Origin of the sequence: Chitinophaga dinghuensis (genome assembly GCF_003259435.1) — a bacterium.
In the GTDB taxonomy this organism is placed as follows: Bacteria; Bacteroidota; Bacteroidia; order Chitinophagales; family Chitinophagaceae; genus Chitinophaga; species Chitinophaga dinghuensis.
This window is the reverse complement of record NZ_QLMA01000001.1, coordinates 853,134-872,714: the sequence shown is the minus strand read 5'-3', so window position 1 is coordinate 872,714 and position 19,581 is coordinate 853,134. Positions and strand designations below refer to the sequence as shown.

The 19,581-nt window shown below is 44.4% G+C and carries 18 protein-coding genes; 5 read left to right on the top strand and 13 right to left on the bottom strand.

Features of this window, described 5'->3' with window-relative positions; all coding sequences use genetic code 11:
• Nucleotides 1–43: 43 nt before the first annotated feature.
• The 5 genes from CLV59_RS03645 to CLV59_RS03625 all read right to left on the bottom strand — a co-directional run bounded on the left by CLV59_RS03645 (nucleotide 44) and on the right by CLV59_RS03625 (nucleotide 7,010).
• Nucleotides 44–1,627, bottom strand: coding sequence for a beta-N-acetylhexosaminidase (locus CLV59_RS03645; protein ID WP_111590633.1), 1,584 nt, complete (start codon nucleotides 1,625–1,627; stop codon nucleotides 44–46).
• A 33-nt stretch (nucleotides 1,628–1,660) separates the two neighbouring features.
• Nucleotides 1,661–2,050 (bottom strand): DUF3037 domain-containing protein, encoded by a 390-nt coding sequence (locus CLV59_RS03640; RefSeq protein WP_111590632.1) that lies wholly within the window; start codon nucleotides 2,048–2,050, stop codon nucleotides 1,661–1,663.
• On the bottom strand, nucleotides 2,028–2,825 hold the full coding sequence (locus CLV59_RS03635) for a HipA family kinase (protein WP_111590631.1): 798 nt from the start codon (nucleotides 2,823–2,825) through the stop codon (nucleotides 2,028–2,030). Before CLV59_RS03635 ends, CLV59_RS03640 begins: the two co-directional genes overlap by 23 nt.
• A gap of 47 nt (nucleotides 2,826–2,872) precedes the next feature.
• The gene (locus CLV59_RS03630; protein WP_111590630.1) at nucleotides 2,873–5,650 is read right to left on the bottom strand and encodes an endopygalactorunase; all 2,778 of its coding nucleotides are present in this window, start codon (nucleotides 5,648–5,650) and stop codon (nucleotides 2,873–2,875) included.
• Between the two features lie 97 nt (nucleotides 5,651–5,747).
• Complete coding sequence (locus CLV59_RS03625; RefSeq protein ID WP_111590959.1) at nucleotides 5,748–7,010, bottom strand: acetyl-CoA C-acetyltransferase; 1,263 nt, start codon at nucleotides 7,008–7,010, stop codon at nucleotides 5,748–5,750.
• Between the two features lie 68 nt (nucleotides 7,011–7,078).
• Between CLV59_RS03625 and CLV59_RS03620 the strand changes: the two genes are divergently transcribed.
• Both CLV59_RS03620 and CLV59_RS03615 read left to right on the top strand, forming a co-directional pair.
• Entirely contained in the window at nucleotides 7,079–8,014 is a 936-nt protein-coding gene (locus CLV59_RS03620) for a helix-turn-helix domain-containing protein (RefSeq protein WP_111590629.1), read from the top strand.
• 137 nt (nucleotides 8,015–8,151) lie between these two features.
• Nucleotides 8,152–8,871, top strand: a complete 720-nt coding sequence (locus CLV59_RS03615) for an SDR family oxidoreductase (RefSeq protein WP_111590628.1) — start codon at nucleotides 8,152–8,154, stop codon at nucleotides 8,869–8,871.
• Nucleotides 8,872–8,947: 76 nt separating this feature from the next.
• On the opposite strand, the gene CLV59_RS03610 is transcribed toward CLV59_RS03615, so the two are convergent.
• Genes CLV59_RS03610 through CLV59_RS03600 form a run of 3 tightly spaced genes read right to left on the bottom strand, consistent with a single transcriptional unit; the run spans nucleotide 8,948 to nucleotide 12,937 of the window.
• Nucleotides 8,948–10,537, bottom strand: a complete 1,590-nt coding sequence (locus tag CLV59_RS03610) for an MFS transporter (protein WP_111590627.1) — start codon at nucleotides 10,535–10,537, stop codon at nucleotides 8,948–8,950.
• The gene (locus CLV59_RS03605; protein ID WP_111590626.1) at nucleotides 10,530–11,594 is read right to left on the bottom strand and encodes an HlyD family secretion protein; all 1,065 of its coding nucleotides are present in this window, start codon (nucleotides 11,592–11,594) and stop codon (nucleotides 10,530–10,532) included. The genes CLV59_RS03610 and CLV59_RS03605 overlap by 8 nt, the downstream gene beginning before the upstream one ends.
• A 5-nt stretch (nucleotides 11,595–11,599) precedes the next feature.
• Nucleotides 11,600–12,937, bottom strand: coding sequence for a TolC family protein (locus CLV59_RS03600; protein ID WP_111590625.1), 1,338 nt, complete (start codon nucleotides 12,935–12,937; stop codon nucleotides 11,600–11,602).
• 139 nt (nucleotides 12,938–13,076) lie between these two features.
• Here CLV59_RS03600 and CLV59_RS03595 point away from each other — a divergent pair, with 139 nt between their 5' ends.
• Nucleotides 13,077–13,862 carry an AraC family transcriptional regulator gene (locus CLV59_RS03595; RefSeq protein ID WP_111590624.1) on the top strand — a complete coding sequence of 262 codons (786 nt, stop codon included), beginning with the start codon at nucleotides 13,077–13,079 and terminating at the stop codon, nucleotides 13,860–13,862.
• A gap of 77 nt (nucleotides 13,863–13,939) precedes the next feature.
• On the opposite strand, the gene CLV59_RS03590 is transcribed toward CLV59_RS03595, so the two are convergent.
• Nucleotides 13,940–14,191: a hypothetical protein gene (locus tag CLV59_RS03590; RefSeq protein WP_111590623.1), complete on the bottom strand. Its 252-nt coding sequence runs from the start codon at nucleotides 14,189–14,191 to the stop codon at nucleotides 13,940–13,942.
• Nucleotides 14,192–14,213: 22 nt separating this feature from the next.
• Nucleotides 14,214–14,834 carry a class I SAM-dependent methyltransferase gene (locus CLV59_RS03585; protein ID WP_111590622.1) on the bottom strand — a complete coding sequence of 207 codons (621 nt, stop codon included), beginning with the start codon at nucleotides 14,832–14,834 and terminating at the stop codon, nucleotides 14,214–14,216.
• Nucleotides 14,835–14,910: 76 nt separating this feature from the next.
• Here CLV59_RS03585 and CLV59_RS03580 point away from each other — a divergent pair, with 76 nt between their 5' ends.
• Complete coding sequence (locus CLV59_RS03580; RefSeq protein WP_111590621.1) at nucleotides 14,911–15,621, top strand: Crp/Fnr family transcriptional regulator; 711 nt, start codon at nucleotides 14,911–14,913, stop codon at nucleotides 15,619–15,621.
• Here the strand turns inward: CLV59_RS03580 and CLV59_RS03575 are convergent, their stop codons facing one another.
• Nucleotides 15,622–16,593 (bottom strand): NAD(P)H-quinone oxidoreductase, encoded by a 972-nt coding sequence (locus CLV59_RS03575; RefSeq protein ID WP_111590620.1) that lies wholly within the window; start codon nucleotides 16,591–16,593, stop codon nucleotides 15,622–15,624.
• A 173-nt stretch (nucleotides 16,594–16,766) separates the two neighbouring features.
• Between CLV59_RS03575 and CLV59_RS03570 the strand changes: the two genes are divergently transcribed.
• Entirely contained in the window at nucleotides 16,767–17,591 is an 825-nt protein-coding gene (locus CLV59_RS03570) for a universal stress protein (protein WP_111590619.1), read from the top strand.
• Nucleotides 17,592–17,987: 396 nt separating this feature from the next.
• Here CLV59_RS03570 and CLV59_RS03565 read toward each other — a convergent pair whose 3' ends face one another.
• Together CLV59_RS03565 and CLV59_RS03560 are read right to left on the bottom strand one after the other, a co-directional pair.
• A complete protein-coding gene (locus tag CLV59_RS03565) occupies nucleotides 17,988–18,578 on the bottom strand; it encodes a TMEM175 family protein (RefSeq protein WP_111590618.1) in 591 nt (196 codons plus the stop codon).
• Nucleotides 18,579–18,620: 42 nt separating this feature from the next.
• Nucleotides 18,621–19,544: a transporter gene (locus CLV59_RS03560; RefSeq protein ID WP_111590617.1), complete on the bottom strand. Its 924-nt coding sequence runs from the start codon at nucleotides 19,542–19,544 to the stop codon at nucleotides 18,621–18,623.
• Nucleotides 19,545–19,581 lie beyond the last annotated feature (37 nt).

The window sequence follows — 19,581 nt, the reverse complement described above, 5'->3', positions numbered from 1 at the left end:
GAACACTTAATATTTTTACATCAATGGAAAGCTGTCGTTTATATTAATCCTTATAATCGCTTACCGTTTTTTTCTTCGGAACCGGCTCTGGATGCAGGTTTGGCTCAAACGGATCATAGTAATACAGACCTGCTGCTTTAAACAGCTCCAGTTGTGGTTTCAGGCGCTTCATGAAGTTGGCTTCATTTTTCTGCGCAGTGGGTGTCCAGCAGATTTCCGCCAGGGCGCATATTCTTGGGAAAGTAAGGTAATCCAGTCGTTCTGCAGAAGGAATGGTTTCCGTCCACAAATTGGCCTGCATACCTGCTATGAGCGATTGATTCGCATCAGCGGGTACATATTTCTCAGGAGAAAATGCATAGACATTTTGAATACTGTTATACAGCTTATTCCACTTGCGGCCGTGGCGATGGGTACTATCCTGCACGAAATCGAAGTACAGTGGCAATCTTGGGCAGATCACCGTGGTGTAACCTTTCTGCAAAGCCATTTGGAGGGTAGCCGGTTTATCCTGGCGCCACCAGAAGATAATTGTTTTATCACGTGGCAGGGAGATTTCTGCCATTTCATCCCATGCCAGCATTTTACTATGCATGCTGTATACGGAATCGGACATTCTACGCATGAAGTATAGTTCTGCATCTTTCAAGGTAGAGAGATGTTCCCGCTGCATAAGCTGTTGAATACTGCTGTCGGTATGCCATTTCTCATTGCCATAGCTTACTTCATCGCCGCCCAGGTGAATCATACCGTAAGGGAAAAGTTGATTTACTTCGTGCAAGACGTTAGTGAGATAAGTATAGGTGGCTTCTTTACCCGGATTGAAAGTGAATTCAGGATGGCCTTTAGAGCCGCCGCCGCTGTATTCAGGATAGGCTTTATTGGCGGCAGTAGCATGACCCGGCATATCTATTTCAGGAATTACCTCAATGAATCGCTGGCGTGCATATGCTACTATTTCCTGGATATCCCCTTTGCTATAGTATTGTGCCGGAGCCTGTGGATCGGTGTAGTTCCCCATTCCGCCGATAGTGGTCAGTTTGGGGTATTGATCAATCTGAATACGCCATGCTGGTTCATCGGTGAGGTGCCAGTGGAAGCGATTCAGTTTGTAATAGGCCATCCAGTTGAGCAGCGATTTCACTTTCTCTTTGCCAAAGAAGTGGCGGGATTCATCCAGCATAAAGCCTCTCCAGGCGTATTTGGGCGCATCGGTGATGGTCCAGTATTGCAGATTTCCACCTTCCTGCTGTATCAGTTGCAAAAGAGAAACCGTACCATTAAAAATTCCTTCCGGCGTATTTCCTTTAATCAGGATACCTGTTTTACTGATTTGCAATACATAGGCTTCCGGATTTTTATCTTTCAGCGCTGTAACTTGTAGTCGGATGGCCTGTTTGCCGGCAGTTTCTGCTGGCAAATGAAAAGCGGTGAGTTCTTTGCTCAGGTAATCTGCCGTGTTCTTTATTTCCTGTTGTTCTGTAACTACAGGAATAGTTGCCGGGAGATGATAAGTTCCCTTGGCCACCACCGCTGTAAGTGGCTTGGGAATAATGGGACATTGCGTTTGTGCGTGTACGTTATACGTCGCCAGCAACAAAATGGCAAAGGTTTTAAATTGTTTCACTGTTCAGTATGATTTAGGTCGATAAAAATTCTCTTACTTCACCAGTTCCTCCAGCAAGCGTTCCAGGGTGGCTGCCGGATCGGCGGTCATACCGGGATGTACCCTTGATGTCTGGAGAATGGTACTGCGATTGGCGGTCAACCAGCGGAAGCGTGCAGCGGCATCTCCCTTGGCAATAGGCCCGCCGGTAGGATGTCCGGCACATATCTGGGTAAAAGCAGACAGGTATTCTTTCACCAGGTTCAGTTCTGTTGCAGGCGCAAAGCATTGCAGCCTTTCTTCATTTAGCTCCACCAATGAATGCAGGAAACGTTTCTGCCTGCAGTAAAGAATGACTCCTACATTGAGAAATTCTTCCCGCTCCACCCTGGGCACAATGCGGATTACCGCATATTCATATTCAAACAAGTGTTTCTCGTGCATTTTGAGCTGCTTTTACAAAGATATCTGATGATTTAATCCTGGTTGTTAAAAATTCATAGTAGACTTCACGTACTTCATCGGGCGTCTCCTCCCAGTCGCCGTTAGAGACCCAGGCATCAGGGATGAGGTTCACGATGCCGCGTATACGTTCTGGCGTGAGGATGGCACGGAATTCCTTATCCACGGATTCCAGTTCAGTGGCTTGTGGTAGCAGCACATGATTCGAGATCTGTGCAAAGGGCCTTACTGCCTGTTCTTGCCAGTTCTGCCAGGAATGATGAAAATACAGCGAAGCGCCGTTATCGATCAGCCATAATTCGTTTCGCCACCAGAGCATATTTGTATTTCTGGGTGTACGGTCTACATTGGTCAGGAGTCCGTCCAGCCAAACGATTTTTGAGGCCAGCAAAGGCTCAATTACAGTAACGGCAGGATCATAAGTGATAGCGCCTGAAAGGAAATGCAAGGCCAGGTTGAGTCCTACACTTGATTTCAGGAGATCCTGTATTTCTTCATCTCCTTCATTTCTGCCAAAAGATTCATCCAGGTTCGCAAATACCAATTCGGGTATACGAAGGCCCAATGTTCTGGCAATCTCTCCACCTAATAATTCTGCTATCAGGGATTTCACTCCCTGTCCTGCCCCTTTGAATTTAAGGACATACATAAATCCATCATCTGCTTCGGCTATAGCCGGCATAGAACCGCCTTCCCGCAATGGTGTGATATAGCGGGTTACATTGACTGTTCGTAGCTGTGGTTGCATTTCATTCATACTGACGTTTTTTCTTTCCCAACAGCCCGAAAATTAGATCATTTTTTTCAGAATGTAGCAATATTTGAAAGCTGTACTCCTGTTGTATTCCTGCTGCTGATACCATTCTGGAGAGCAGGAACTTTCATCATTTTAATATTCATCATTTTCACCTGCTGCACATCATCCAGGAAGATAGCATACCGGTGGTCCGGCTGTTCAAAACGAAAACTGCAGCTATCTATTTTCAATTGTTGAACATGTCTGGCCCAAAGACCGTAAGCAGGTTGGATCTTCAGATCTGCGGCGTTGTACTGTCCTACTCCCAGCTCTACAGGAACCTGTGCCGTATCAGATAGCGGGTTGCCGCCTTTTCCCAGGAAATGAACATCTGTAAAGGAAATATCATTGATATAACCTGTACTACGACCATCTGGCAAGGTAAACCCAATATTATCAGGCAAGCTGTAACCGGCTACTATGGCAGAAAACCGGCGTTGACTGCCATCATACGATTTCCAGCGGGAACCGTTGAAGGAGCTACCGCCATATATCTCACTAATATCAATACCATTGATGGTAATGCGTTCTACTTTTCCAATGTTCACATTGGTGATCAACAATTCATCATGTGCTCTTCCATTTTCTGTAAACTGAAACTTTTCTGCCGTAGCGCCCAGGATACGTGCACGATTGGAGACAGAGATAAAGAAAGGCGCTGCGGTTCTCAACATCTTCGAACGATGATGTAAAGGCCCAGTGTGTCCACAGTTGAGATGAATATCATGGATATCTGCGCCATCATTGGTAGAAATGGAGAATCCTGCTTTATTTGCGCCCAACACGTAGATATTATCTACACAGATATCTGAAATATCATCTGCGGTTTCAGATCCTATCTGGAAGAGATTACAATTTGTATCGCCAATAATATTCCGTACCCTGAAGCCCTTTGAGGGGCGGGTAAATCCAAGGGAACAATCGGACCCTGGTTTCACAATATCATCTGAACTCACCCGGGAAAATATATTCGTCACCGTTACATGATTGCATCCCATAAAATCATATATATCCCTGGCTGATCCCTGATGATCTTTTCCGAAATAAGTATCATGCACATAGATACTATCCGTACCCGTGGCCAATAACACAAAATGTCCTCCCTGATCTATATGCAACATATTATCTGTATCAAAATGCTTCTCCCCTTTTTCTCCGATGTAATAGGGCGCATCCTGGGTTTCATCATACCATAAATCCTGCGGATTATACACGCCTCCAATTTCCACATTGGTACATAGCTTCAAAGAAAACATTTTATCACATCTGTTGTTGGCCGCATTATTCATCACCTTATCGCTGGTTACCAGGTTACCATTACCGGAAATAGTCCCGTTACCAATGATTTTCACATTATCCAGTCGCTCTCCGAAAAACATGGCATTATGAAAGTAATGATGGCCTACATCCTGTTTGGTGAGATAATTCTCGGGATCTTCATAAGGCCCTTTGTCTGTGGGCGAAAGTCCGGATCGATAGGCTCTGTCGGAGAACCAGGTGGTTTCTGGCGCATCTCCTCCTTTTAACGCTTTGATCACTGCGCCTTTTTCCAGGTAGAGGTAGACATTGGATTGTAAATGAATCGTGCGCACGCTGTAGGCTCCTGGAGGGAAGCGTAATGTTCCTCCTCCCATTTTATGCAATGTAAGAATAGCGGCATTAATAGAATCCGTTTGATCTTCCTGTTCCTTTCCGCTGGCGCGATATTGTTTTACATCCAGCATGCCGGTATATATGCTTTCTGTATTGGATGTTTTATTCGCATACTGCAGCCGAAAAGTATAGTACTTGTTTGGTTTCAGGTTTTTCACCACAGCCCGTTTTCCATTGATGCTGGCTTTTGCAGCACTCCAGGTTATGCCATGATCTGTGGATTGCTGTAGCGTTACATTGTCCGGGTAATTCCATTCAAAAGTAGCGGTGGTATAAGTAGATTCATTATTTTCATAACGCTCCATTTGAAGTGGTATTCGCTTCAGCATAATTCTGTCACTTTCGAACAGCAGGATGTTTTTCGCAAGCCCGCTTTCAAGCACCTTTGGCTCGGTGGTGGTGTACCAGGCGCTTATTTCGACAATTTTATGCGCCTCGGGCGTATGTACTCCTGGTATAAACAGTGCCACATCCACGCCATTCTGAGCGCGCAAATCCAGGTGCTGCAATATTATCTGTGTAATCTTTTCACGCTTCACCACACTGCCTTTGCCGATATATGGATAAGGGTAACCCTTTCCACTTCTACCGGAAGAAGTGGTGGCCAATTGACTAAGTAACATTACGCCTCTGCCCAATATATTCACCTGTATGCTATCCGGATTAAACGGCAGTGATGCAGGTATTTCAAATATTACTGTCGCATTAGGCGTACGCTGACCAGCAGTAAAAGAGAATTGTAAATCCGTCAAAGCATTGGCACGTAATGTATTCGTTGGTACAACTAATGTCCCGGTAAGCGCTTTTTCTTTCCATTGCAGGTAATAATGACTAACGGCGCCGGTCTCCCAGTCCAGACGTAAATGATTGGAATCTGTCAGCTTAAAGTGGCTACGGTTATCCCTTTCCATTAATTGCTGCATGAAGCCTTTGGCATCCACTCCTGTATTTATCAGTCCTTCGTTTTGTTTTGTATCTACTGTGTAAGCGTATGTCTGGCCATAGGAAACAGTGATAGTATCCTGGTGAAATCCAGCAAAATTCTTAGGAAGACTAAAAAGCCATTGGGCACTGGCGGGCGTCAGGCCACCCCAGATCAATAGTATTGCAAAAAGGAGATATGAGAATTTCATAACGATGCGCTGTACAATGTGCGTACATGGCCCTAAAATAAGCGCTTGTGGTCGTAAAAGATGCCGCAGTCTTCCCTGAAACTGATAGGAAATTAGCTTATCGTTGGACAATGGCCACCAGTCCCATACCTCCTGCTGTACAAATGGATATCAGGGCTCTTCCGCCTCCTCTTTCCTGGAGCATTTTTGCTGTTTGTCCCAATATTCTTGCGCCGGTTGCGCCAAATGGGTGCCCGATAGCCACGCTGCCTCCTCTGATATTTAATTTTGTACGATCAATGCTACCAAGCGGCGCATCATAACCCAGCTTCTTACAATATGCAGGGTCTTCCCAGGCCTTTAAGGTACATAGTACTTGCCCACAGAAGGCTTCATGAATTTCATACAGATCAAAATCCTGTAAGCTCAGGTTATTTCTTTTCAGGAGTCGCGCTACGGCATAAGTGGGCGCCATCAGCAATCCTTCTCCATGGACATAATCCACTGCTGCGGACTCGGCGTCTTCCAGATATGCCAGTATCGGCCAATTCCTGCTCTGCGCATAGGATTCAGTGGCAAGTAATACGGCAGCGGCTCCATCTGAATAGAGCGTACTATTTCCTGCTGTAAGGCTGCCTTTTCCTGTAAGGTCAAAAGCAGGTTTCAGTTTCGCGAGTTTATCAGGGGTGGTATCCGGGCGAATAATGGCGTCTTTTACGACTCCTTTGAATGGAAAAACAAGATCTTTGAAGAAGCCTGCCTGATAAGCTTTCTCTGCATTCATATGACTATGATATGCCAGTTCATCCTGCGCTTCCCGGGTAATGCCCCATTCTTTCACCATCAATTCCGTATGTTGGCCCATAGACAAGCCGGTACGAGGTTCTACGATACCGGGATAGAGTGGCGACAGATCGCGTATACGAAAAGAGGCCAGTATTTTTAATCTTTCCCCTAAGCTGCGGGCGCCTCGTAAGGCGACCATCTTCCAACTGAATTGTTTACTGAATAATATCGGGAGATCACTGTTAGTGTCGCTACCTCCTGCAATCCCCACCTCGATTTGACCTGCCCTGATACGGAGTCCTAGTTGTACTGCAGCATCCAGACTGGTACTACATGCCCTGACCACATTGTATGCAGGCGTATGCGGATCGAGACCGCTACCCAGCACACATTCCCTTGCGAAATTCCAATCGGTGGAACGGTTCATGATAGCTCCCAGCGCTACATCTCCCAGTCGTTCACCAGAGAGGCCGTATTGGGTCACTATTTCTTGCAGACAGGCAGTCAGCATATCCTGGTTGGAGGTGCGTAGATAGTGGGTAAACGATTTCACGAAAGGGACGCGGCGGGAGCCGATAATAGCGACTTTTTCCATGATCAGGGTTTTCTTAAAGTTAAGTATATTCTCCTGGATTGTATCTTTACAAAACATGCTTTCTCATCATGGCTAAACGGCAATTAACCCGGGAAGAAATACCCGTTTATCACCTGCAGGATTTCCGACATCTGCATCGGGATACCAGTGATAATTCTGCTTTCGGATATAATAACCTTCCGGACACCCACAAAATCAAGGGTTTCGAGATTTATTCCAGTCAGGGGCTGGTGCCTGCGGTAGGTCCGCTGAAATCGGATTTCTATAGGATGAGTATTACGCTTGCAGGCGGAGTGGATGTGCGACTGGGTGTAGAGGAATTCCGCCATCAGCCGGGTACTATCAGTTTTACTTATCCGGGACAGGTGTTTACCAAATGTAATATCCAGCCGGGTACATTCGGATACTATGCTTTATTTGAAGCTGATTTCCTGGAAGGATTATTAGCGCCGGACAAGTTTCAGGAAGAGTTTCCCTTTTTCAGCATAGAGGGGCAGTTATTCATTCAGCTCAATACCGAGGAGATCACCGAAGTCACTGCACATGTACAACAGATAGACGCGGAACTACGTCAGCTGAAAGCCGGGAGGAATGTGGCGATAAAGATGTACTTCTACTTGTTATTACTCGCTATTAAAAGATCGTATATACGTCAGGAATTACATCTCACGTCAACGGATACACGTGCGGCCTATTTGGTACCCCGATTCAGGAAACTGGTCAGCCAGCATTATTTGGCTAAGCGTAAAGTAGCTGATTATGCCGCTTTATTGGGAGTAACCCCTAATCATTTGAACAGGACTGTTCGGGAGGCGACGGGCCATACGGCATCTTACGCTATCAGTACAATGTTGGTTCAGGAAGCCAAGGCACTATTGCGATTCACGGATAGTACTATCGCAGAGATATCCCATCGCCTTGATTTTAGTGACCCTGCAGGATTCAATCGTTTCTTCCGGGAACAGACAGGGCAGACGCCACTGGGGTTTAGGAAGAGTGGATAATGGTTTTCATACGAACTACCATTTACCCCAAAATCTCCAAAAATATATAATGCATAATCGAGTTAATCCTTTGCATAATCAGGATAATAATCAACCGATCATTTTGCCCCAACTTTGTATCACAAAACCCAAATATTATGTCAGGAAATTTCGAAGGAAAAAAAGTTATCGTAGCAGGCGGCTCTACCGGTGTTGGCCTTGCTGCCGCCAGACAATTGCAGGATGCAAAAGCACAAGTGACTATTACCGGTCGTTCTAAAGAGAAATTACAACAGGCTGCCGCAGCACTCCCCGGGATTAACACGGCAGCAGTGGATAGCGGCGATCGCGCAGCGCTGGATCAGTTCTTCCAGGAACATGGCCCCTTTGATCATCTGGTAGTTACCCTCAGTGGAGGAAAAGGCGCAGGTCAGTTCTCTACCCTACCATTGCAGGATTTACAGGAAGGCTTTGAAGGAAAATTCTGGCCACAGCTAAATACCATACAGGCAGCATTGCCTCATATTAACAAAGCGGGTAGTATCACCATCGTAACAGCTGTTTCAAGTATACTCGGACTTCCAGGCACATCCGGACTGGCAGCAATCAATGGTAGCCTGGAACTGATGATACCAGCTATTGCTAAAGAGATACAACCCGTACGCATCAACGCTGTTTCTCCAGGCGTCATTGATACCCCTTGGTGGGACTTCCTCCCCACAGCAGATAAAAAAGCGGCCTTCGATAGCTATGCTGCGCAAACGCCAGCTGGCAGAGTAGGAAAACCAGAAGAAGTAGCAGACGGTATCCTGTTCCTCGCAAGAAATAACTTTGTAACAGGAACGGTTGTACGAGTAGACGGAGGATTGAGTTTATAATAAATAAAGCGGTCGTCCCAAAAATGGGACGACCGGTTACGTGGACGATTATTAACACATGTATGATCTACAAAATTTAAGCAGGAGAAAGCCTGCGGGATCTCAGATAAACTGCTGTCTTGTTCAGGTACGGAAACAATAGTATCAGTACCAACGTTAAAACAATTAAACACGACATCAATTCATAGTAATCCATGGCAAAACGTATCTGGCCCTGTGTATTCACAGCATTCACCAGCAGCTTGTCCGAGGCCCGCATTGCTTTTCCAGCCACCATTCCCTTTGCTTCCAATTTGTGCGCCTGCATACGCAGGGTTTGTCTGACCACCGGGTCCAGCTTGGTAAGATGATCCTGGAATGCGTTGTAATGCCTGCTCTTTCCGAATAACTCAAAGAAATTAATTAGCCCAATACTTACGCAAAATCCCAAATAACGCACTGCCAGACATACCGCTGAAGCCGAAGCCCCTACCGCCGTTGGAACAGAAGAAATAGCATATACTATGGTAGGTACCATAATCAGGCCCACACCAATACCTTGTGCCAACAATGGCAGATAATAGTTAAACTCGTCTGCCTGCACATCAAACAGAAAAAACATCCGCAAATGAAATCCTAGTAACAACAGAAATCCTGGTACCCATATGTACCGGATATGCTTCTTCTGCAATATCAAACAGCAGGCAATAATCACCCCCAGCACCAATCCCGCAATATTCAGAATATTCATATAAGACACATGCATGGGGTCAAATTTCAAGACGACTGCATAGAATGTATTAGTGATACCGGAAGCAAAACGACAGATATACATGATAAAAAGCACCAACAGCCCCACCTTGAAATTCCGGTACCGAAATATTTTCAGGTGTACATACGGCCGCCGCATATGCTTTTGTCTCACTATATAAATCAATAACACTACTACTATCCCTATAACGCTGTTGCGTATTCGTTGATCTTGCATCCAATAATACTCCTGCCCGTAAATCATGATATAACCAAATAAACAGAGCATGATACTGTAGAGTACAAAGCTCTGCCAGTCGAGGTTATAGAGCGGAAAACGTACATTGAGTCTCACCCCGTTCATCGTCAACACCAACAAACACAAGCAAGGCAAATAGGCGAATATGGCGGCTTTGTACACCGCATTGAAATCCATCGCATCTATCAGATCTGCTGTTACAAGGTTATTGAAAGGAACGGCACACAACAGGAACCCAAAGAATACAGAAAAACTGATTTCCCTGGCCCGCTCGCTTTTCAACCGGGTAAACATGAGCGACAAGGAAAGATTCACTGTACATGCAAACAACATTCCCTGAATAAAACGTACCGGCAAAAAGATATTCAGATCATTGGTATGATAACAAATCAGACAGGTGAGGATTTGCAAAAAGGTGAATACAACGAAATACTCTTTTGCCGCCATAAACACGAAGAACCGGCGTTCCAGACTGTAAAAACCTACATATCCCGCGTAGAATAACGCTACTGAAAACTGGATATCTGCCGGTTCACAGCCATAGTATCCCGCCGCCGCATTGATATTGGCCATCGGCAGAAAAAATAGCGCGATAGAAGGCACGATCAACAGAAACAGCATGATCTTAATCAGCCATTCCGGCGTCCACTTTCGGAATATGGGAATGGAATTATCCATGATGCTGTTTTTTAGGCAGATAGACATTCACATTCATGCCCACTTTAAGTCGGTCGATATCTTTCCGTTCTCCATCCACACGTATACGCACCGGTATGCGCTGCACAATCTTCACATAGTTACCGGTAGAGTTATCTGGCGGCAACAGTGAAAAACTGGAACCAGTGGCGGGCGACAGTGAGATAACTGTTCCTTTGAAATGTTGATCCGGGTAAGCGTCCGCCACAATATTAACGGTATCGCCTACACGCATACTTGCCACTTGTGTTTCTTTATAATTGGCGACTATCCATTTATCTGTTTCATTATTCACGATATATGCCAACGTTTCCCCGGCATCGATCATTTGTCCGGGCTCCACTGTTCTACGACCCATACGGCCATCATATGCGGCCCTGACCACGGTATATTCCACATCCAGGTTATGACGATCCAATAAAGAACGAAGTCTGGCTATCTCTGCTTCTACGACCGATTTCTCCGCTCGCGCATCTGCAATACGGGAGGTAGCGGCATCGAAATTTTCTCTGGCCGATTTATAATCGCTGTTATTGATATCCAAAGTTGCCTGCACATTTTCTAACTGTTGCTTGGTGGCGGCTTCATCATCATACATTTCCTTGTAACGCTTGTATTCCAGCTCCTGCTTCCATACGCGGGCTTTGGCCCCATCAATCTGAGCGTTAGATGCGCTGGCCGTTTTCTCCAGTGTATGAATATTACTTTCCAATACGTGCAACTGCGCTTCTGCTTTTCGTATAGACGCTTCCGTTTGATCCGATTGCAGGGTGTATTCCCGGTTGTCTATCACGAGGAGGGTATCTCCTTTTCTCACGGATTGGTTTTCTTCAAACTTCACCGCAACAATAAAACCGCCAGCCCTTGCTATTACGGGGTTTACATATTCCTGTACCTGGGCGTCATTTGTTTGTTCGTACAGATACCAGGAGCGGATAGTTTGAAGTCCCCATACGGCCAGTGCAAGTACAATAATACCGGCCATCCAGCCTGTGATCCTGGTGATCAGCCTGTCTGTGACTAAATGTTTCTTTTTCATTTTAATTATAGCGTACCTGTGATATGCTGGAGTAAGTAGTATTTATTTTGGGAGAGTATCTTTGCTGCGGCCAGCTCAAAGCGCGTTTGCAGCAGTTGTACATCAGCATCCAGCAGGTCTGTAACGAGGGATGCCTGATGAAAATAAGCACTTTTGATGATGCGTGCATTCTCCTCTGCACGGGTCACATTGGTGGTGGCGACATCTATCTGCACCAGCGATTCTCTGTATCTTAAGAATGCTTCTTTCACCTGTTGACGCACTTTATCTTCTGTATCCTTATGCGTTTCTTCTTCCTTTTCATATTCCAGTTTTGCTGCACTTACCTTGTGCGCATTATGATAAAGAGAAGATATCGGAAACGATACTTTCACACCGCCAATCCCGACGGAATACCAGCTGGGATTGTATGGATAAAGGAATATCTGCGGGTTCGAATACCAGAAGTCTCCATACAGTCCCACTTTCGGACGAACATTTGCACGTACCTGCTCCAGGTGAAGACGACTAATTGCTGTTTGCTGTTCAGATATGTGGTACATATATGAATGATGGAGTGCAGCGGCAAGGTAATCATTGTAAGACCCGTTGTTTTCAACCATCACAGCGCAATCCGGATGTACGGGCCTGTCGTCCGGCTCTCCCAAAATGATATTTAATTTCTGATTGGCGATGAGTATATCATTCTCAATTTTCACCAGTGTCAGCTTACGTTTGGAAAGATCCAGTTCCACACGAAGTACATCGCTTTTCAGGACAGTACCGTTGCGGTGAAAGGTTCTGATTTCCTGCAATTGCTTTTCCTGATCGGCAATATCTTTTAGGATAAGTTCCCTGAAGATCTGCGCCTGTTGTAATTCCAGGAACAAAGCAGCCGTCTGATATCTGATCTGGGAAACAGTTTCTTCCTGATGAATAGCGGATAACTGATGTAATACTTTGTCTTCCTCAATTTTCAGGTTTAGCTTGTTCCCATTGTAAATATTGAAGTAGAAATCAGCGCTGGCTTTGTAGAGATTGTGAATCACTTCATGCTGTTCTGTAGGTTTGGAGAAGATACCATTTCCGTAGATGGGGATGTTGGTCGCTTTCTCCGCGCTGGCCATGACTTCCACTTCTGGTAGTCTTTCCATCTTAGCATCTTTGATTTCTTCTCCGGCGATGTCGGTAGCTTTCTTTTTGATGGCGATGGCGCGGCTGTAGGCTTCCGCTTTTTGCCAGGCTTCCGGCAATGTTATATTCAGGGTATCATTTAGGGCAGCGTTGTGTTCCTGCGCGTAAATGGGTAATGAGTGGATTGCCAAAATCATACAGGTGGCAATAATCCGATGTTTGTAATTCATAAAAATTAGATACTATCATCCATATCCGACGCAAAATTAGAACAGTAAATAATTTGCCCTTTCTGATAAATAGTCAATTTTTTCATGATTCCGGCCAATTTAAATTTTTACCTTTGTGGCGGGTTAAAATGTTGAAAAAATGGGGTTGATTGCATCCTTACCGGAGATTAACAAGCAGCGTAATGCTGTGTTTGTAATGCATGAGAAATCGGAGAAACTGATTCCGCTGCATAAGCATAATAAGGGGCAGTTGAGTTATGTGGAGGGAGGAATTGCGTATATAACAATAGATTATAAGACATATGTAATACCTGCCAGACATTTCTTCTGGGTACCGCAGGGCATGCCTCATATATTGCGTATTGGTTATTCGGCCACTGTATTACGTTCCCTTTATTTTTATTCCCACGACGATGATACAGACCCATTTTACAGTCAGTTAGGTATTTACCCTGCCAGCGAGTTGCTGATACAAATGATTAATTATACCGAGCGCTGGGATGGCTATCATGTAACGCGTAAGGATTATAATTTCGAATTTTTAGTATCGCTGAAGAAACTACTGCCACAATTAAATAACAAGGCATTGCCGATCATTTTGCCTACCACAGATGATGATCAGATGCAACATATTATTAAATACCTGGAGAAAAATATTGGAGAACGCCTGACGCTGGAGAGTGTGAGTAAGCATTTTAATCTTAGTCAGCGGTCTATGTCCCGGTTGTTTCAATCTTCCATGCATATATCCTTTCTGCAGTTTCTGCGGACATTGCGTATGGTAAAGGCGATTGAGATGATATTGAAGACATCGCGGCCGGTGAGTGATATTGCCTATGCGGTAGGATATACGTCTATTAGTTCATTTAGTGATGCTTTTCAGGAATTTACGCATTCCCGGCCAACAGATTTCCGGAAAAACTAAAGCCTTCCGAATGGGAAGGCTTTAGTTACTGCCTGGTCAGGCATAAGATTTTCAATAAAAATACCATTTTTCTGAACTCAGATAGCTTCGGCCATCTGGGTACGGAGATACATTCTCGCGTAACGGCAGGCATTCCATTCCGTGCTGTTAAAGTCCAGCGGATTCATTGCGTCCAGTTCGGCATGCAATTTTTCCAAGGATGCCAGTTTGTTTGGTTCAGACAGAGTACTTACAGCATTCTGAATGATTGATTCTACTTCTGCGTAGCTTTCACCTTTCTTAATTTGACTCATTACCATCGGGACAATATTTCCTTCTGCTTTCATCATGCTTATATTTATCGCTTATCAATTATTTTTTAATATACATTTTCAACAGGGTATCAATAGAGGATTCCACGAGGTGGTATGCGGGAGGAATTTCATCTCCCAGGCTGTGAAAAGTAACCAGGCGGGTGCCTGAGGGTCTTGCATCGAGCAATTTAAACAGATACTTACAGTAATAGACGTATAAGCTCGGAGAATATGCTATCTGGTGATCAATTCTGTCATTATGATCCAGATTTTCAAAAAAGGAGTTATAAAAGTAGAAATTATCGAAATCGTCCATATCCAGGTGGGTAAAGTTGCCGTGAATGAATTCCACATTAAATTTTCCCGTCATATCTCTGGCTTCCAGGGCAATCTGATGCAATTCTTCCCTTTGTTCCACTCCGTAAAAATAGGCATCCGGGAAGTAATGTCCGCCTACCAGGCAAAATTTCCCCACCCCACTGCCAATATCCAGGATCTTTGCTCCTGGCTTATTTGCCAGGAATCTGGCAGATGCTTTTGCCACTCCTAGCGGCGTCCAGTGACGTCTGGACAAACGCTGTATCCGCTCAGGGTACAGCCAGTCAAACGCTCCATCATTCAAAAAACAGTTCGGTTTCACCAATCTTTCACTAATTCCTGCCTCTGTTGATAATTCCATCCTGCAAAGTTAACTTTGCATTCAACCTGTTGCGTTGATAAAAATCAATTTTTTTAGGGTTGGGTAAATTGTGTGTATGAGCTTAACTGGCATTTTTCCGATAGATAAATGGAATTTCAAGTCACAATCCATCTTTCAGCACCTTCCGGAGGAAGAGTATGAAATGCTATGCCAAAACCGGCAGGAGCAAGCATTTGAAAAGGGAGAACTCATCTTTAAAGAGGGGGGAATTCCGGCCGGAATATATTTCATTAAACATGGTAAAATAAAGAAATATAAGGCAGACAAAGACGGGAAAGAACAGATTATATATGTTGCTAATACGGGAGAAATAATCGGATATCATGCCATTTTGGGTGAAGACAGGTACCCAGATTCAGCTGCCGCCCTCGAAGATTGTGTGCTGGATTTCGTTCCAAAAGAGGACTTTTTGGCTGCTTTAGCGCAATCGCCTATACTTACGCAGCGACTTTTAAAGGCCTTGAGTCATGAATTTGCGGTACTCAGCAATACGATATCTGTCTTTGCACAACGATCTGTTAAAGAAAGGTTGGCTATTGCCCTCATTGTATTAAGAGAAAAATACAAGGATGATCATACGTCTGGTGCGCCAGTAATAATTAATATTTCCCGTACGGATTTGGCGAGTATTGTTGGCACTGCCAAGGAAAACGTGGTACGATTCCTTAAAGAATTCAAAGAGGCTGCTATCATTAATACCCAGGGCCGTAAGATTGAAATCCTGGATATTCGTAAACTGATAGAAATCTCCAATTACGATTGCTGATTAAATCACCTGGAGTACAATTTTTCCCACATGTTCACTGCTTTCCATTAATTGATGGGCAGCAGCGGCTTCTCCCAGCGGAAAGACCTTATATATCACCGGTTTGAACTTTCCTTGTTCAATCCATGGCCATACATGCTTTTCTACATCAGCTGCCAGCGCCGCTTTGAATTTCAAATCCCGGCTACGCAGGGTACTTCCTGTGATGGTCAGTCGTTTCTGCATCACTGCAAGGGCATCCAGCATTTCTTTATGTCCCCGCATTACATTGATAAACACCAACCGGCCTTCTTCTCTCAACAAATTGATGTTTTTAGGAATATAATCTCCTCCTACCATATCTAATATTACATCAATCCCCTCTCCCCTCAACGCCTCTACGAAATCAGTAGTTCTGTAGTTCACGCATAAAGTAGCTCCTAAAGCCATCACGGCAGCACATTTCGCATCTGTTCCCGCAGTAGCATAGGCTTTCGAGCCTGCTGCTACCGCCAGTTGAACAGCGGTAATACCAATGCCACTACTACCTCCATGTACCAGCAGATGCTCTCCCGGCTGCAGATGGCCCCGCTGAAAAACATTATGCCAAACAGTGAATACCGTTTCGGGTAACGTACATGCCTGTATGAAATCCCAACCTGCGGGCACAGGTAAACATTGCCCTGCCGGCGCAACAACATATTCCGCGTAACCGCCGCCTGCAATAAGCGCACATACTTTATCGCCGACTTTCCACCTATCTACACCTTCTCCGATTGCTTCAATCTCTCCGGCCACTTCCAGGCCTGGTATTTCTTTCGGCGCACCTGGAGGGGCTGCATAATTTCCTTTGCGCTGCGCTATATCCGGGCGGTTCACGCCGGCAGCATGTACTTTTATCAATACCTCGCCTGCTCCTGCTATAGGTTGCTGTCTTTCTTTCAATTGTAGCATGGAGGGAGCTCCTGGTTGATAAATTATTATTGCGCGCATGACACGATTTTTTTATATCTTGAAATACTCTTTGTAGCAGTCCCTGCAATCGCCGTCTTTTTAAATACACACCTCAACGGTAGTATTTCTCTTGACGAAGCAACTCTCTTCCTGCTTTATAAAAACCATAATGATGTTCGATTGTTCTTTCAATATAGTTAATATCTAATCATATGCAAACTATTCTGGTTCTGACCGACTTCTCCGACACAGCCTTTCATGCAGCCGAGTATGCCTGCTTTCTGGCCAAATATTATAATACCCAGCAACTAATTCTACTCAATAGTTATTTCCTGAATCCTACCGCACTTGCCAACCAACCAGTGGTGGCCATGAGCATTCCCGATTTGCAGGCGGATAGCGAAAAACTATTGCAGGATTGGCAAACCAAACTCAGTGTAATCACCAGTGAATCAACTACCATCCGCAGTATCAGTACTAATCTTCCCATTAATGAAGTACTGGATGAGATCAGTAAAAATGAGGATGTACGTTTGACTGTGATGGGTATGAAAGGAAAATCCAACCTGGAAAAAGTATTGGTAGGCAGTACTGCCATTCGCACGATGGCCCAGATCAATATGCCGCTCATGTTGATTCCTGTGGATGCCCCAATCACCATTCCTAAAAAAATTGTGCTGGCAATAGATCTTACCACCTTCAAAGAAGCAGGTAAAGAACACCTGATCCGTGTACTTGATTTACTACAGGGGCATGTACTGGTGATTAATCTGGCTCGCAATGAACGCTATACCACCGAGTTAAGAGATGAGATCCAACTCATGCACGACCTGCTGGATAAATATAACGTGGAATACCATTATGACACCAGCAATAATGTGGCTTCTGCTATTAACAACTTTGCACAAGCGCATCATGCAGATGTGATTATCACCATTCATCGCAAAAACAACAGCATATTATCTTTCTTCCAAAAAAGCGTCACACAACGATTAGCCTGGAATACTACTGTTCCATTGCTGGTATTGCCACTATAGATGTCATGGATTAATGCAACAGCACGAAACCTATGTCTTAACCGCTATGCCATTATACCCATAATAGTTTCAATTACAATGATCCTATAAGTATTTACAAGGAAGGGACGGCAACAAAATGGTGAGAATAGTATTTTCATGATAGGTCTTATGCAATATTCGTATTGCCGTTATAGTTATCCTAACTTAAACCATACAATACAACACAACACAACACAATACAATACAATACAATACAATACAATACAATACAATACAACACCCTACCATACCATACCTCATCTCATAGCATGTAACCATGCTATGGATCTCTTTTCATGAAAAAAAGCCAGACAAAATGAAAACAGAACAGCTCGAGCAAGCCACTATAACAATTTTGTCGCCAGCAGGATTTGATTATCCTTGTTGCTCTTCTTCCAGCGCCTGTTCTACCGCTTTCGACGGGATAAACCAGATTACCGCCACCAGCAAAAGAATAACCCCAGAGAAAAAGGTATTTACAAATGCGAGTGCAATAGCGATTAAATAACCTACCACGGATATATAAGCTTTAGTGCGCAATTTGGCCAAAGCCAATCCCAACCTACCCTCGTTAGGATTGGCTTTCTTGATAGCTATTTGCAGTACTGAAAATGCAGATCCACATAATATCATCACCAATGCATAAGCAGTGACAGTGTGGGGTGCAAAATGATTTTCTCCCATCCAACCAGTCACAAAAGGAACCAATGATAACCAAAACAACAGGTGCATATTAGCCCACATTATCCCGGAGGTTACACGTTTCACAGTATGCAACAGGTGATGATGATTACACCAGTATATACCGACATACATAAAACTCAGTATATAGCTGAAAAATACCGGATACTGTTTCAGTAAATCTGACCATTCCGCTCCATGCGGAACTTTTATTTCCAGTACCATGATGGTGATGATGATGGCCAATACGCCATCACTAAAGGCTTCAAGACGGGCTTTATTCATGAATTAAATATACTGAATAAAGCATATTTAATTCGACCATCTTTAAAACAACACCGTGGTGTGAATCATCATCCTGTTACCGGCTTTCACCCTCATTTCGGCGAGCGACTGATTAATCACCGGCTGAAAATTCCCTCCAATACTGATTTTACCCATGGTCACTTCCGCCCCTACGGTGCCCATCAGCGTATGTCCGCCGGAAATATCCATCTGCATACCCGCATCCAGATCTTTTGCAGCCGCCTCATATAACACGCCTGCATCCGGCGCCAGCGTTAGTTTTTCCCTTACTCTGAATTTATAGTAGGCCAGTATATTCGCGGTAAACTTATTGCCATAACGATAGTCGTAATGATTAGTGGTATTCATCTTGTAACTCAAATTGGCATTGATGCCGGCATCCATTAATCGCACATCATACATGACATTCATGGTAAAATCCATGCTCCCTGTTCCAAGTTGATAGTTATTGGGAGATTCGCCTCCGGCTTGTTTAGCGGCTTGTTCATATCGCCCGGTAGGACCTTTAATACCAGCCCCTACCCAGAGCGACTGTACCAGCAGTTTACCGTTCCCTACTGTTTGCTGTTTATCCAACAGATTATAAAATCCGATCACCGCAATATCTCCAAGTCCAGACTGACGTTGCACTATTCCCTGATTACTTTTACTGTTAAAGTTCATTGGTACAAAGCCCAATATCCGGAAACGTTTTCCCAGGTTCCAACCTCCCCATAATTCCGCTGTTTGATAAGTTTCGGCAGTGGTGAGATAAGAGGTAGTACCATGTGGCCCCAGGTGAGATTGCAGTGTTTTATACTGATAGCGCAGGCCAACAAAGCGCTTACTAAAATCCGGGAGAATACCCAGATAATAACTCCCGACGCCACAGCCACAGATATCGCATGCTCGTATGCCCGTTAGCGTTAGTATTGATAAGATGAATGTTAATATTATTTTCTTCATGATGTGCTAATGTTATTCCGAAAACTTTCCATCTTCC

What these genes read in the sequence shown, in the direction of transcription:
- CLV59_RS03640 (WP_111590632.1), bottom strand. Translation starts at nt 2,050, where the DNA reads ATGCACGAGAAACACTTGTTTGAATATGAATATGCGGTAATCCGCATT.
- CLV59_RS03635 (WP_111590631.1), bottom strand. Translation starts at nt 2,825, where the DNA reads ATGAATGAAATGCAACCACAGCTACGAACAGTCAATGTAACCCGCTAT.
- CLV59_RS03630 (WP_111590630.1), bottom strand. Translation starts at nt 5,650, where the DNA reads ATGAAATTCTCATATCTCCTTTTTGCAATACTATTGATCTGGGGTGGC.
- CLV59_RS03625 (WP_111590959.1), bottom strand. Translation starts at nt 7,010, where the DNA reads ATGGAAAAAGTCGCTATTATCGGCTCCCGCCGCGTCCCTTTCGTGAAA.
- CLV59_RS03620 (WP_111590629.1), top strand. Translation starts at nt 7,079, where the DNA reads ATGGCTAAACGGCAATTAACCCGGGAAGAAATACCCGTTTATCACCTG.
- CLV59_RS03615 (WP_111590628.1), top strand. Translation starts at nt 8,152, where the DNA reads ATGTCAGGAAATTTCGAAGGAAAAAAAGTTATCGTAGCAGGCGGCTCT.
- CLV59_RS03610 (WP_111590627.1), bottom strand. Translation starts at nt 10,537, where the DNA reads ATGGATAATTCCATTCCCATATTCCGAAAGTGGACGCCGGAATGGCTG.
- CLV59_RS03605 (WP_111590626.1), bottom strand. Translation starts at nt 11,594, where the DNA reads ATGAAAAAGAAACATTTAGTCACAGACAGGCTGATCACCAGGATCACA.
- CLV59_RS03600 (WP_111590625.1), bottom strand. Translation starts at nt 12,937, where the DNA reads ATGAATTACAAACATCGGATTATTGCCACCTGTATGATTTTGGCAATC.
- CLV59_RS03595 (WP_111590624.1), top strand. Translation starts at nt 13,077, where the DNA reads ATGGGGTTGATTGCATCCTTACCGGAGATTAACAAGCAGCGTAATGCT.
- CLV59_RS03590 (WP_111590623.1), bottom strand. Translation starts at nt 14,191, where the DNA reads ATGATGAAAGCAGAAGGAAATATTGTCCCGATGGTAATGAGTCAAATT.
- CLV59_RS03585 (WP_111590622.1), bottom strand. Translation starts at nt 14,834, where the DNA reads ATGGAATTATCAACAGAGGCAGGAATTAGTGAAAGATTGGTGAAACCG.
- CLV59_RS03580 (WP_111590621.1), top strand. Translation starts at nt 14,911, where the DNA reads ATGAGCTTAACTGGCATTTTTCCGATAGATAAATGGAATTTCAAGTCA.
- CLV59_RS03575 (WP_111590620.1), bottom strand. Translation starts at nt 16,593, where the DNA reads ATGCGCGCAATAATAATTTATCAACCAGGAGCTCCCTCCATGCTACAA.
- CLV59_RS03570 (WP_111590619.1), top strand. Translation starts at nt 16,767, where the DNA reads ATGCAAACTATTCTGGTTCTGACCGACTTCTCCGACACAGCCTTTCAT.
- CLV59_RS03565 (WP_111590618.1), bottom strand. Translation starts at nt 18,578, where the DNA reads ATGAATAAAGCCCGTCTTGAAGCCTTTAGTGATGGCGTATTGGCCATC.
- CLV59_RS03560 (WP_111590617.1), bottom strand. Translation starts at nt 19,544, where the DNA reads ATGAAGAAAATAATATTAACATTCATCTTATCAATACTAACGCTAACG.